The sequence below is a fragment of the Streptomyces sp. FXJ1.172 genome (assembly GCF_001636945.3).
GTDB lineage: Bacteria > Actinomycetota > Actinomycetes > Streptomycetales > Streptomycetaceae > Streptomyces.
Genome location: NZ_CP119134.1, coordinates 197,623 through 211,517, shown reverse-complemented (window position 1 = coordinate 211,517; position 13,895 = coordinate 197,623). Strand labels below are relative to the sequence as shown.

Sequence of the window (13,895 nt, the reverse complement as noted above, 5' to 3'; positions counted from 1 at the left end):
CCTCAACCTTACGAACGAGAAGAAACGTGTCATGGGTTCACGGTTTTTCTTGGGAATGCCTTTAGAAGGGCCTGCGACTCCGCTCGCCCTCGCACGGGGGCACACCTGTGACCGCCGCCCGGCCTGCGACGGCAGCCTCCGGGGACAGGTCGACGCCGGTCGGGACCATGGCCAGCAGCGAGGCGGGCAGACCCTGGGCTTCGGTGAGATCGTATCCGAGGTCCTTCGCCGCTTCCGCACTGGTCACACGGTATTTCACACCGGTGTCGGTGACCAGGTAGACGGCGGTTCCGGCTCCGGCACCAGCGCTGCTCAGCGCGCGGACGAGGCTGCCGCCGCTCGGCGGCACAGCGATCGCGTCAACCGCCAGGCAGGCGGGGGCCGCCGCCCGCCCGGGAGGCTCCGCGTGTGTTTCGAACGCCGCCACCGGTACCAGCGCGAGGGTCAGCCGCAGGCTCGATGATCCCCGTGCCGTCAGCCTGATGCACGCGCCGTCCGTGTCGCCGACCGTCACCAGCTTCGGCGGGGCGGAGGGCAGTCGGGCGCCCTCCTGCCGCACCGCCGTGCCCGCCCCGGAATCCTGTGGGGAGAGGGCACCGCTGAGCGCCTGTGCGGACAGGGGCAACTGCGTCGGTGTGTGGCCGCCGTACGCCTTGACACGTGTGTCAGAACTCACCAGCGTGAGCGCCGCCTGGGTCGTGGTGATCCGGATGAGACCGTCGCTGCCGAGCAGGTAGTACTGCTGCGCGGCTCCGGGTGTCTGCACGACGAACACCTGGCCGACCCGGGTCTGCCGGCCGTCCAGCTGCGGTCCCGCGGATCCTGCGCCGGAGACGCTGGGCGCGACGAGGTCGGGGCCGGCCGGAACCGAATCGAGGAACGCGGCGGAGACCGGGAGGGCGTTCGTGCCGCCGTAACCGAGCGCCGCCGCGGCGGTCCGGCCGCCGGTGAGCCGGAACCTGTTGTCCTGCCAGAGCAGATAGGTACCGCCGTCGGGCCCGCTCACCAGGATGCCCTGGTCCCCTTGTACGCCCGTGCCCTGCTCGCCGACGTCCACGCCGAGCACCGTGACCGGTTCGCGGGCACCCTTGTCATCGGTACGGGCGGCGGCGCACACCTGCCAGGCTCCCGCATTCAGCCGGTCGGCGGCGGGCAGCGCGTCGGGCGCGCCCGGTATGCCGACGGGACTGCCGTGCGGGGTACCGGCCAGGGAACCGGCCGACACGGATTCGGTCGCCATGTCGGCACCCAACAGGAGCCGGGCGGACGGGTAGTTACGAATCGGGCGCAGATTCCCGTCGTACACGTAGCGCGTACCGGTTCCCTTCTCGATGATCAGCGAACGACCGCTCTTCCATGAGGTGTTGCCACCCGGCGAGAGCAGGCCGAACAGCAGGAAACCGGCCGAGACCACGGCGCCGATCACCAGGCCGTAGGCCATACCGCGGTTGGTTCGCCGCGTGGGTGGCTCAGCGATGTCCGGGTCGGCGCGCAGGAGGCCGGAGGTCAGCCGGGACACCAGGAACTGGTGCGCCTGGACCTGATCGCGTCGGGACTGCATGAGGACGGCTCCTTCCGGTTCAGCCGTTCACGGCGCGCAGGCGGTGGTAGATGTCGAGAACCCACAACGCGGAGGGAAGCAGCGCCAGGGCGGCGGCCGACTGGAGAAGGTCGCCGGCGCGTCCCCAGTGCGGCAGCACACGACGTCCGGGAACCGTCCAGGACACGACCGCGGTCACCGCGGCGAGCGCCAGCAGTACCGCGGCGCCGAGCAGCGCACTACCGCCGCCGTGCCGGCGAGCCGCCTCCACCACGAGCAGCACGGTACCCAGACCCGCGGGCAGGGCCAGCGAGATCCGCTGCCAGGAGGTGCCCAGGCCGCGTCCGTGCAGAGCGAGCAACACGGCCAGCAACAGCGCGGTGACCAGCTCGGGCAGGTGTGGGCGCCGCGCCATGGCCGCCAGGCAGGCCATGCAGACGACTCCCACGGCCGCGTACAGCGCGGTCATCCACTGGTCGACAGCCGCTCCACCGGCCGAGATGTCGGCCTCCGAGCGCGGCTCTATACCCTCCTGCAGCTGCTGAGGGTTGGTGGGCAGGAGCGGCAGCCGCAGGCCGGAGAGCGAGAAGGACATCATCGGGATGAACGCGCCCAGCACCACGGCGCCCAGCACCACAGCGGCCGCCGCCTGTGGGAGGGACACGTCCAGCGCCAGCATGAGCGCTCCGCCGAGCACCGCGGCCAGGCCGAGCACCGCGCTCGCGGCGAACACCGCCGGGTACACGGCCACCGCGGTGGAGGCCAGCACGAGCCCGACGGTGCCGGCCGCGCCCGCGGCGAGCAGCCGGGCGCCCTCGCCGCGCGCGGAGTGGTCGCCGCCGACCAGGAGCACACCGCACAGCGCCAGATAGGCCGCGCCCAGCAGAGCGAGCAGCACGGCACCGGGTGCGTCGTCCAGGATGCGCGCGGCCGCACCTGCCCCGGACAGAGTCAGCAGAGCGGCGCCCACGGACAGCGCGACCCGGTCGCTCGCGGCACCGCCGGAGGCGGTGAGCAACACGAGGCAGCCGATCAGCGCGGAAGCGGTCAGCAGCCTCAGCAACCACCGGCTGGTCTTGGGTGTCCACGCGTGTGGCAGGTCGCGGACGGTCGCGGACACGGCCTCCACCAGGCTGTCGTATCGCACCGGTGGCAATGCGGCGACCTGAGGGCGCAGGAGCAGAGTCTCACCGTCGCGCAGGTCCAGGGAGGCAGCGGTTCCTTCGATGTCGAGCGGTTCACCGCCGATACGTTGCAGGGCCCAGCCGCCGTGTTCCAAACCTTCCTCGGCCAGGTTGTCACCCACGTGGTTGGCGATGACCGGAAGCAGGTCGGCGATCGGGATGTTGGAGGGGACGGCCAGATCCAGGGTCTTTTCAGGGGCGCGCACCGTGAGCCGGCACAGGCCGTTCACCGGGCTTTCGCTCATAGGACCAGCAGCCTTCCTGAGACGTGAGCGACCGCGGCGGGCGACGAGGTGTGAGCGGGTCGCGGCCGGGCGAGGTGATTGGGGAAACCGCTCCATTCGGACGCAGACACCAGCGGGCCGGTCGGAGCACGCGGCGGCCGGCAACCGCCGAGGGCCGTCGGCACAACCGCCTAGGGCCAGATACTCTCACGACTGACTATCGTGTTGCGCCGGAGCCCGTGCCCTCGGCGGTAGTCCATAAGTTCCGTCGCCACCCGCGGTTCCGGCCACGGGCCGGTCCACGCGGCACAGGACAGTGCGTGCCCCGTCGTCCCACGGCAACAGCCGCCGAGACCGCCCATTTCCGCTGTGGTCCCGGTGCTTCTCGTGCACAGCTGAAGGAGAGCTCCCGTTGAGCGTGGTTTTCTTCCGCAGGCCCGCCCGTCGCCGCGGTCCCGACCTACCCGACGGGGAACTGGCGCTCCAGGAGCCGCCGACACTCTCGGAGATACCTGCCTCCTCGGGCGCCAACATGCTGAACTACCTGCCGATGGCGGGCATGTCCGTCGGCATGATGCTGCTGTACACGCGGCTGGGCAAGAACTCGGGGCCCGTCATCTATCTGGTGGTCGGCCTCATGCTGTTGTCGATGATGACGATGCTCATCGCCCAGTTGGTCAAGGCCGGCTCCGAGCGCAAGCAGAAGCTTCAGGGTGTGCGCCGGGACTACCTGCGTTACCTGGGCGGAACACGGCGCAGGGTGCGGGCGGCCGTCGTCGACCAGCAGCGCTCCCTGGCGTGGAAGCACCCGGGCCCGGAATCGCTGTGGTCGTTCGCGCTCACCACCCGGCTGTGGGAACGGCGGGCCACCGACGAGGACTTCGCGGAGGTCAGGCTCGCGGTAGGCGAGCAACGGCTCGCGCTGCAACTGGTCAACAAGGCGACCAAGCCGGTGGAGGACCTCGACCCGCTGACCGCACACGCGCTGCGCGCTTTCATCAACGCCTACTCGACGGTGCCCGAGCAGCCCATCGCGATCTTCCTGCGGGCCTGGGCGCGAGTGCTGTTGCGCGGTGACCGAGAGAAGGTGCTGGCCACGGCCCGCGCCCTGCTCGGGCAACTGGCCGTGCTGCACGCCCCGCAGGATCTGCTGATCGCGTTCTGCCTTGCGCCGGACAACCGCGCGGAGTGGGAGTGGAGCAAGTGGCTGCCGCACACCCTGCACCCGCACGAGACGGACGGCGCCGGACCGGTCCGGCTGGTCACCTCCAGCCTCAGCGAACTCGACGACCTCCTCGGCGAGGAGTTCACCGAGCGGAGCGCCTTCGAGCCGGGTGCCTCGCCGACACATGACGAGCCCTACGTCGTGGTCGTCCTGGACGGCGGCCAGGTCCCTTCGGGCCACCGCTTCGACCGGGCGGGCGTACGCAATTCAGTGGTCCTGGACCTGTCCGACGGCCTGTCCTGGCGGCCCGGTCGCACGGTGCTGCGTCTCAGGGTGGAAGCCGCGGACGGCACGGCGGCGCGGACCGGCGAGAACGGGGCCGACGACACCGTGGCGGCAGGCGCCCATGACGAGGTCAAGATCGTCCGCACCGACCGCAGCCGGAAGGAGTCCCTCGTCCCGCTGGGCCGTGCGGACCGGCTGGGTCCGGCCGGTGCCCGCGCGCTGGCCAAGGTGCTGGCACCCATGCGTACGGGGACCACGAGCGAGTCGGCGCAGCCGCTGTCGACCGACATCGAACTCACCAGTCTCCTGGGCATCACTGATCTGCACCGGTACTCCCCGGAAGCGTACTGGAAGAACCGCACGTCGCAGCAGCAGCGCCTGCGGGTGCCGATCGCGGTGGGTGCCGACGGCCGTCCGGTCGAACTCGACCTGAAGGAGTCGGCACAGGACGGCATGGGCCCGCACGGCATGCTCATCGGCGCCACCGGCTCCGGCAAGAGCGAACTGCTGCGCACCCTGGTGCTGGGGCTGGCCCTGAGCCACTCCTCCGAGACACTCAACTTCGTGCTCGTCGACTTCAAGGGGGGCGCGACCTTCCTGGGATTCGACGAACTCCCGCACACCTCCGCGGTCATCACCAACCTGGCCGACGAGGCCGCGCTGGTCTCCCGTATGCAGGACGCCCTGCGCGGCGAGATGATGCGCCGCCAGGAGCTGCTGCGCAGCGCGGGCAACTACACCTCCGCGCTGGACTACGAGAAGGCACGTGCCTCGGGTGCGCCGCTCAGCCCGCTCCCGAGCTTGCTGGTGGTCGTCGACGAGTTCAGCGAACTGCTGGCCGCCCACCGTGAGTTCATGGACCTGTTTGTGATGATCGGCCGGCTCGGCCGCTCGCTCGGCGTCCATCTGCTGCTCGCCTCGCAGCGGCTCGACGAAGGCCGCATGCACCAGTTGGAGAGCCACCTGTCGTACCGGATCGGCCTGCGGACGTTCTCGGCGATGGAGAGCCGTGGTGTGCTGGGTGTTCCGGACGCCTACGAACTGCCCTCCCAGCCCGGCAACGGATACCTCAAGAGCGGCATCGAACCGCTCACGAGGTTCCGGGCCGCATACGTGTCGGGCGCGTACCGGCAGCGAGTGGGTGTGCTGGCTCAGGAGCAGGTCGCCGGGCAGGTCATGCCCTGGACCAGCGAGTGGGTCAACGCGCGCCAGGTCCCGGTGACGCCTGCCGTCGAACAGAACGACGACGCGGACGAGGACGGCACCAGCCTGATGTCGGTGGCTCTCGGCAAACTGCGTGCCTCGGGCCCGCCCGCCTACCAGGTGTGGCTGCCCCCGCTCAGCGCCCCGCCCACCCTGGACGCTCTGTTGCCGCCGCTCGTCCCGGACCCGCGGTTCGGGCTCTCGGCGGACGGAGACAGCCGCGGCACCCTGCGCGTGCCGGTCGGCATCGTGGACCGGCCCTTCGAGCAGGTACGCGAACTGCTCACCGTGGAACTCGACGGAGCGGGCGGCCACATCGCCATCGCCGGCGGTCCGCAGAGCGGGAAGTCGACGCTCGTACGCACTGTGATCACCGCACTGGCCCTCACTCACACCCCGCGTGAAGTGCAGTTCTACTGCCTGGACTTCGGCGGTGGCACACTGGCCGGGCTGGCTGGGCTGCCGCACGTCGGCGGGGTGGCCGGACGCCTGGAGACGGAGCGGGTCAACCGGACGCTGGCCGAGATGACCACGCTGCTCGCCCACCGGGAGCGGCTGTTCCTGGAGCACGGCATCGACTCGATGGCCACACTGCGCCGCCGCCGCGCCGCCGGGGAGTTCCCCGAGGAACAGCACGGCGACGTCTTCCTCGTCATCGACGGCTGGCAGACGGTACGGCAGGACCTCCAGGACAGTGTGGCCACGATCAGCCAGATCGCCACGCAGGGACTGAACTACGGCATCCACCTGGTGACCTCCACCACCCGGTGGATGGAGCTGACCGCCTCGATCCGCGACCAGTCGGCCACCAAGCTGGAGCTGCGGATGGGCGATCCCATCGACTCCGCGGTCGACATCCGCCTGGCGGGGACCGTCCCGCGCATCCCGGGGCGGGGCATGACCACCGAGAAGCTGCACTACCTCACCGCGCTCCCCCGCATCGACGGCAAGGAGAGCACCGGCGATCTCAGCGACGGCATCGCCGACCTGGTGGCGGCAGTCTCCGAGAACTGGACCGGTCCCCAGGCTCCCCCCGTCCGTATGCTCCCCTCGGTGCTCGGCGCCGCGGATCTGCCCGCACCCGAGGAGGGCAACCGGTTCCGCGTCGCGCTCGGTGTGGAGGAGAACGAACTCGCCCCGGCCTGGCACAACTTCGTGGACACCCCGCACCTGGTGGCCTTCGGCGACAGCGAGTCGGGCAAGACGAACCTGCTGCGGCTGGTCGCCCAGGCGATCACCGAGCGGTTCTCCCCCGCCGAGGCGCGGATCCTGGTGGTCGATTTCCGCCGTGAGCTGGTCGAGGCGGTGCCGAAGGAGTACCAGCTCGGCCACGCGGTCTCGACGGACCAGTTGGAGGAACTGGTCGCCGGCGTGGCCCGGGCCATGAAGGCCCGCACACCGGGGCCGGAGATCGAGCCGGCCCGGATGCGGCTGGCCGACTGGTGGTCGGGACCCCGGCTGTTCGTCCTGGTCGACGACTACGATCTGCTCGCGAATCCGGTGCGCCCCGTGTTCGAACCCCTGCTGGAACACCTGCCCCTGGGCTACGAGGTGGGCCTGCACATGGTGGTCACCCGCTCGGCGGCGAGCGCCATGCGCGGTCTCAGCGACCCGCTGGTCCGCCGCATGCTGGAGGTGAACTCCCCGGGACTGCTGCTGTCCTGCCCGCCCAGCGAGGGATACGTGTTCGGCAACGTCAAGCCACGTCTGCTCCCGCCCGGCCGCGGCCACTACGTCACCCGCCGCAGCGCCGTGCAGATCCAGACGGCCCTGCTGGGGGACACCTCGCCCGACACGCCTTCCAAGGTGTGAGCACCGGGGGCCGGGATCCCACCCGGCCCCCCTGGGAAGCGTCAGCCTCGGTCCGCCGTCACGTCGTACGCCGCCGGAGCCCCTCGCCGACTGCTCGGCGCGACCTGTGCACCCGGGCCAGCGCCGCCCCGGCCCCCACCAGGAGAGCCAGCAGGGCGCAGCCCGCGCCCAGCAGAACGGCCCGGCGGGCGCTCCCGCTCTCCTCGGCCGGTGCGGCCAGGTGAACGGCCGTGCTGCTGCCACCGGGTGCGGGCCTGGTGGTGGGCAGGACCGCGCTCAGCGCGTTGTACGGGTCGAGCAGCGGGACGGCCGCCGGGGCGGCGGTGCCCTTGAGCCGCGCGGCCACCTGGGGTGCCGTCAGCTCCGGCAGGTGCGCGCGCACCAGGGCGGCGGCCCCTGCCACGAACGCGGCCGCGAGCGACGGCCCGTTGCCCACGTAGAGGCCCGATCCCGCGGGCCCGATGCCCGTGATCCCGCTGCCCGGCGCGGCCAGGTCGGCGTGGAGCGGCACGTAGGCGTCCTGGGCACGGGCACCGTTGATGTCCACGTCGAGCACGGAGAGCACCCCGTCGGCGGCGGCCGGCCAGTAGTCCGCGGCCGCGGCGCTGCCGCCCGCGCCGTTGCCCTGGACCGTGCCGTCGGGTACCGCGGGCGCCACCACCAGGGCGTCGTGGTCGGCCGCGAACGCCAGCGCCGCGGTCAGCTCCTGCGTCCGGGCGGGCAGGGCGGCCGAGACGTCGACCACTGTCGCACCGTCCTGCACGGCGGCCCTGATGCCCTGGGCGACCGCCGCGGCGCCCGCGGTGCCGACCTGGCCGGTGCCGCGTTCGGCGACGATCCGCGCCCCGGGAGCCACCCCGGACAGTCCGCCACCCGGGCTGGGCGAGGCGGCGATCAGACCCGCCACGAACGTCCCGTGTCCCACGCAGTCCTCAGCCGCGCCGCCGGTGGCCTCGACCCGTCCGGCAAGCCGTTCGGCGCCGGGTGCGACGCCGGTGTCCACCACGCCCACCGTGATCCCGGAGCCGGTGGTGTAGCGGCCGACCCGTCCCAGCCCGAGGCTCTGCTGCGCCCAGGGCTCCGCGTCCACATGGACCTTGGACGGCTTGGTGCACGCGGTGGAGGCAGAGGTGAGGGACGACGGCATCAACGGCAGCCGGATCTGGTTCGACGACGCGGCCGGCGCGGTCCCCACCGGAGCGGAGTCGGCCACCGCGACCGTGGGCGGCACCAGCACGAGCGCCGCCCCGAGCACCGGTGCCACGGCGGTGAGCCGTGACGCGCAGGTGTGCGGACGGCGCTGACGCGGTGTACCCGTGCTCTGGCTCCCGCGCGGGACAAGGATGTTGCGCTTCATGTCGTCGGATCCCTGGGGGACGGCGACCGGTTCGGCGCCCGTCGCGGAAGCGCGTGAGAAACGCGCTTCCGGAGTGCGGGGCGCAACGGCCGCTGATCGGTGAAAGTCGTCGGCTGACCGCCGGATGTCGCGTCATGCTACTCGGCCGCCGCCGGACGCCAGGCTCCGGCGGCCCGTTGACTCCGGGACGGCACGTGCCGATCGTTCCCGAAGGATGAAGGGGTTTCCTCGCGCTGCGCTCGCGGCGGCGGGTAAACTCAAGTCAAAAGGGCGCGTGCGGCGGCCGGTCGGCACGGACCGCGCACGAAGTCCTCCGGTGCGGGCGGGTGTCCGTCTGCTTCCTCCGGCCTGGCGCGGTCGGCGATCACCGGAACCCCTCCTGACGGGACGGGGTCCGCTGTCATGCCATCGACCCGACGCGACCACAGGCTGTGAGGACCGTATGACCGTCACCCCTGCGCGGAGCGCGCGATGATCAGGCGCGGTGGCAGGCGACGGGCCGCGCGCGCCGCCCGGAGCGGCTCCACGGACCTCGTGGTCTCGAGCGGTGGTCCCCGCATCCACCTGGTGCACCGGGGATGGCGCCCGCCCGCGCGACTCGCCGAACTCGCCGGGTGGCTGGCACCGGCTCCGCCGGAGCAGACCACCGTGCTCGTGGGAACCCCCCTGGGTGACGGAGGAGTCGACACCCTGTGCGAGCGGCTGGCACCCGTGCTGGACGAGAGCCGTGCAGCAGGCGTCCGTGTGCTGCGGCTCGTGATGTCCGCCGGGGCCGACGAGGGGGGCGGACAGCACTCGGTGGCCCGGCGCGTCTGCGAACGATGGGGCTTCGACGTCTTCGCCACGGCCGGCATCGCGGTCGTGGTGCCGGACGGCACGCTGTTCTCGCCCGAACTCCCGGACGCCCCGGGCGGCTGGTGGCACTTCTCCGACGGGGTCGTCCCGCAGCGCGTCGGCACCCGGCTCCCGGTCCCCGCCTGGGAGTCCGCCCTGGAGCGGGTCGACCGTGACGTCGCTCCCGGGTACGTGGTCGAGCCGGTGCCGGCGGGGCTGGTGGTCCGGTCCGCCGAGGCCCGCGCGAGCGGCGTGGACGCGCTCCGCTACGCCGTGCCACCCGACCCGCGTCGGCCACTGCTCCTGGTGGGAGCGCCCGGCACACCGCCCGTGTCGCCCGACGCGCTGGCTGGCGTGATCGTCGCACTGCCGGGCTCGGTGCGCAGATCCCTGCGACTGCTGTCCCCCGACGGGCACGACATGCTGACGGCCGGCCAGGCCGTGGCGGACCTGCTGGGCACCGAGATCCACGTGGCCAACGGCGTGCCGATGCTCGTCGACGGGGCGGCGCCGGACGACGTCACGGTGTCGTCCTGGCTGCTCGGCGGCGACGGCGAACCGTCCTGGCGCCCGTACGTGGCGGCCGCCAGGTGTCTGCCGGCCACGAACGGCCGCCCGTCCGCACCGCTCGCGGTGGAGTACCGCGCGCCGGCGGCCGGGCTGCGCGACGGCGACGAACCGGGCGTCTGGCTGCTCGACCGGCGCTGGCAGGTCACGGCGACCCCGGCCGGCCTCTGGGTCGGCCAGCGCGGCTACCAGCCGCCACCCGCGGCATCCGCCCGGCCGGTCGACCCGGAAGTCACCACCGTGGACCTCGGGTTGCCCAGCCGTGCGCTGGACGACTCCTTCTGGCCCGCTCTGGACCGCCTCTTCGGCGCCCTCGACTCCGAAGTGCGGGTCCGGGCCATGGTCCATGTGCACGGCGTCCTGGGCAGCAGGGGCGGCGACTCGCTGCGCCGGCTGGCCGTGCGGCACGAGTTCTGCGTCATGCCGCAGCGGCCGCGGTCCGACGCCGACTCCGCCGCCCCCCAAGCTCCGCTGCCGTCACCCCTGTTCGCCGGGCAGGACGACGACGAGCCGGACGAGGGGGTGCCCGGCGCCGGTGCTGTCACCCGGCCTACGGCACCGGTCGCGGCCGCCAAAGAGCCCTTCGGCACCGTCACGTCCTGCGCGGGCGACGTACCGGCCCCGGGCCCGCCTGCGGCCGGGAAGCAAACTGCCACGGAAACGGCACCGGTGACCGAGTCGGTCCTCGGCAGCGTCCCCGCACCGCGCCCGACGGCCACGGTGTCGGCTCCTTCCGTCCCGGCGGCGTACGACCCGCAGCGCGTCGCAGCCGGGACGACCAACACCACTGCCGACGGCGGCAGCGCCGGCCCGCGCGAGGCGGAGCCCGCGCGGGCGGAAGACTCCGCGCGGACGGCATCCGCCGGTGCGGCCGGCTCGCTCGCGGGCCGTCTTTCGACACCCCTCGGACCGACGGCGCCGGACAGGGCCGCCGAGCGCCCGATGGCGGCCGGGGCGAGCCGAGCCCCGAAGTCCGCAGGACCAGCCCGCGTCCAAGAACGCACCGCACACGCCACCGAGACTCCCCCGTCGGGCACCGCCGCCTCACCCGGCCCCGGCGCACGGCCCGGAACCGAGCCGACCGCCGGGACGACGACGCCGTCCACCGGCAGCGCCGTGTCCTTCTCCGGCGACCTGCTCGTACGGCCCTCGCACCGCAGCACGCCCGCGGACCGCGAAGCGCTCCGGGAGTTCCTCGGTGCCCGCTGGGACCGGCACACCAGCGCGGTGTCCCGCGCTCTGACCCGCACTCCCGGCCTGCGCGGCGAGGAGGTTTCCGCCTCGTCCGCCGATCTGGCCGCCGTCCACGCCTACCTGACGGACGCCGACAGCGAACAGCTCCGCGCGTCGCTGGCAGCGGGCGACGCCCAGGTCCTGACCTTCCTGCGCTGCCTCGCGTCGGGACTGCGCCGCCTTCCTTCCTACCGGGGGGTGGCACTCCGTACGGGCACGTGGCCCGGCACGCACATGACGACCGGGACCGCCGGCACCGACCTGGGCGAGGCCGTGCCGGTGCGCGCCCTCGCGGTGGACCGGGCTCATCCGCTGCCCACGGCCGACCACTGCCTCATCTGGTCGGCGACCGGCCGGCGCACCAAGGCGCTGACGGACTCCGACACCTCTCCGGGTTGCGACGACCTCCTGTTCGCCCCAGGTGCGCGGTTCCGGCTCCTGGAGGTCGGCCGACAGGGCACGGCGACCGTCGCCCTGCTGCGCGAACTGCCCGAGCACGCGTCTACCGATCCCGCCGAGGGGCTGATCGAGGCAGATCTGGCGGTCCTCGACCGGCTGCACGCCTTACAGGCCGCCTCCACGGTCACGCCCGGCCGCCCGGACAGCGCGGCCTCCCGCACCGCGGGCGGCGGACCGTTCCCCGCGAGCGGCACGTAAGCCGCCCTCTGACGACGTGTCCGACAGCCCTCTCGTGACCCCCGTGAAGTCCGCTTTCGCCCCACCGTCAGCATGATGAGCAACAGGAGCGCCATGTCCCCCCGATCCTCATCTTCCGCCGGTCAGCCGGCAGCGGCCCACGGTGCCGCCCGCCCCGCCGGAGCAGCACCCCGGATACGCCGTTCCACGGCACTGCCAATGCCCGACGGAGAGGCCGTGGGCACGTTCGCCCCCGCGGATCCCCTGGCGGCGGCCACCGACCAGGAGACAGTACGCGCGCTGGCCGCCGCCCCGGCTGTGCCCGAACCCGAACCTGCCGGCGACCGGACCGACTGGCGTCCGCGGGGTGCGGCACACGACGACGCGGAGTCCGCGACGTCCGCCGCGTCCGCGGTCCCCGCAAGCGACCGGCCGGGCCCGCAGCGCACGGGAACACGTGCGGGTCGCATCCCGCACCGACCGTTCCTGGTGGCGGCGGCGGTCGCGGGCGCGGTGATCACCGCAACGCCCTTCCTGTCCTCGAACGCCAAGAACCACTCGACGAACCTCGAGGGCCAGGACAGGCCGGACCCGGTCGCCGCACAGCCGGGAACCGGCAACGACCGGCACCCGGACGGGTTCCCGCGCCAGATGCCGATCCAGAACCCGGTCTCCGGAAGCAGCGACGGCTCCTCATCGGGTGACGGCTTCCCCTTCGGCGATGCGGCGGACCCCGGGGACGGCCCGGCCGCACCCTCCTCCGTGCCCGGAGTGCTGCCCGAGACCCACCCGGCTGCGGACCGTTCCGCGGCGGACGGCCCCGCCCATCAGACGCAGGCCCACGCGGACACGGCGGCGCCGTCGGACAGCACCCCGTCCACGCGCGCCGGACAGTCCGACCAAGCACCGGTTCGTCCCACCCCGGCGAGCGCGGTCGAGACCGCCGGGAGCCCGGCCGGCACCCACACGACACCGGCGAGCGGCCCGGCCAAGGCACCCGTCCGGGCCGCGGCCGCTACGGCCAGGACGGCCACCTCGAGCACCGCCCGTACCACGGCGCGTACCACAGCGGCATCCGTCAAGGCCGCCGCCGCAACGGCCCCGGTCACGGCCAGGACCACCACTCTCGCCCACGCCACCACGTCGGCCAGGGCCTCCGCCGAGCCGCTCAAGCCGGTCGACCCATCCTCCCCGGCGCACCCCTCGACCGGCACCGCGCAGGCCACCTCGTCCGAACCGGTGCATGACCGGGCGGCAGCGACGCCCTCCGAACCGGCCGAGGACCGGGCCGTAGCCACCTCCACCGCACCCACCGAGAACCGGGCCGCGGCCACGGCGCCGTCGACCCCGCCCCGGAACCGGGCCGCAGCCACCCCCTCCCGACCCGCCGCCCAGACGCCCGATCCCAAGTGGAGCACCAAGGTCGTCACCGGCCCCTACGTGCTGCACACCGGTGATTCGGTGGCCTCCAACCGGATGCGTGTCACCATGCGCGCCGGCGGCGATCTCGTCATCTCGGACGAGAACGGCGTGGTCCGCTGGTCCTCCCCCACCACGGGCGAGGGCAACTCGGCCGTCTTCGGGGCGGACGGTGACCTCGTGGTCCGCTCCGCGTCGCAGCGGCCGCTGTGGAGTTCCGGCACCGGCGGACACGACGGAGCGAAACTCGTCATCCAGAACGACGGCAACGTGACGGTCCTGACCGCCGACGACCGCCTTCTCTGGGCGGCCGGAACCCAGCACTGAGTACGCCGGGACACATCGACATGCACAGCGCGCAGTTCGTCCGAGGCGGCGAAGTGCCGAGGCGGCCGGCCCGCGGCCGGCCGCAGCAGATTCTGGGGAAGGAGCCTTC

The 13,895-nt window shown here is 72.9% G+C and carries 6 protein-coding genes; 3 read left to right on the top strand and 3 right to left on the bottom strand.

All coding sequences use genetic code 11. The features are described from left to right. Window positions 1–61 precede the first annotated feature (61 nt). Both eccB and eccD read right to left on the bottom strand, forming a co-directional pair. Window positions 62–1,561 (bottom strand): type VII secretion protein EccB, encoded by a 1,500-nt coding sequence (gene eccB, locus A6P39_RS42855; protein ID WP_275884357.1) that lies wholly within the window; start codon window positions 1,559–1,561, stop codon window positions 62–64. 19 nt (window positions 1,562–1,580) lie between these two features. After that, window positions 1,581–2,969 (bottom strand): type VII secretion integral membrane protein EccD, encoded by a 1,389-nt coding sequence (eccD, locus tag A6P39_RS42850; RefSeq protein WP_275884356.1) that lies wholly within the window; start codon window positions 2,967–2,969, stop codon window positions 1,581–1,583. Between the two features lie 397 nt (window positions 2,970–3,366). On the opposite strand from eccD, the gene eccCa reads away from it, so the two are divergent. Next, window positions 3,367–7,413 (top strand): type VII secretion protein EccCa, encoded by a 4,047-nt coding sequence (gene eccCa, locus A6P39_RS42845; RefSeq protein ID WP_275884401.1) that lies wholly within the window; start codon window positions 3,367–3,369, stop codon window positions 7,411–7,413. A 58-nt stretch (window positions 7,414–7,471) separates the two neighbouring features. On the opposite strand, the gene A6P39_RS42840 is transcribed toward eccCa, so the two are convergent. Then, on the bottom strand, window positions 7,472–8,770 hold the full coding sequence (locus A6P39_RS42840; RefSeq protein WP_275884355.1) for a S8 family serine peptidase: 1,299 nt from the start codon (window positions 8,768–8,770) through the stop codon (window positions 7,472–7,474). 471 nt (window positions 8,771–9,241) lie between these two features. Here A6P39_RS42840 and A6P39_RS42835 point away from each other — a divergent pair, with 471 nt between their 5' ends. Together A6P39_RS42835 and A6P39_RS42830 are read left to right on the top strand one after the other, a co-directional pair. Next, window positions 9,242–12,061, top strand: a complete 2,820-nt coding sequence (locus A6P39_RS42835) for a hypothetical protein (protein ID WP_275884354.1) — start codon at window positions 9,242–9,244, stop codon at window positions 12,059–12,061. A gap of 198 nt (window positions 12,062–12,259) precedes the next feature. Continuing rightward, window positions 12,260–13,786 carry a hypothetical protein gene (locus A6P39_RS42830; RefSeq protein WP_275884353.1) on the top strand — a complete coding sequence of 509 codons (1,527 nt, stop codon included), beginning with the start codon at window positions 12,260–12,262 and terminating at the stop codon, window positions 13,784–13,786. Window positions 13,787–13,895 lie beyond the last annotated feature (109 nt).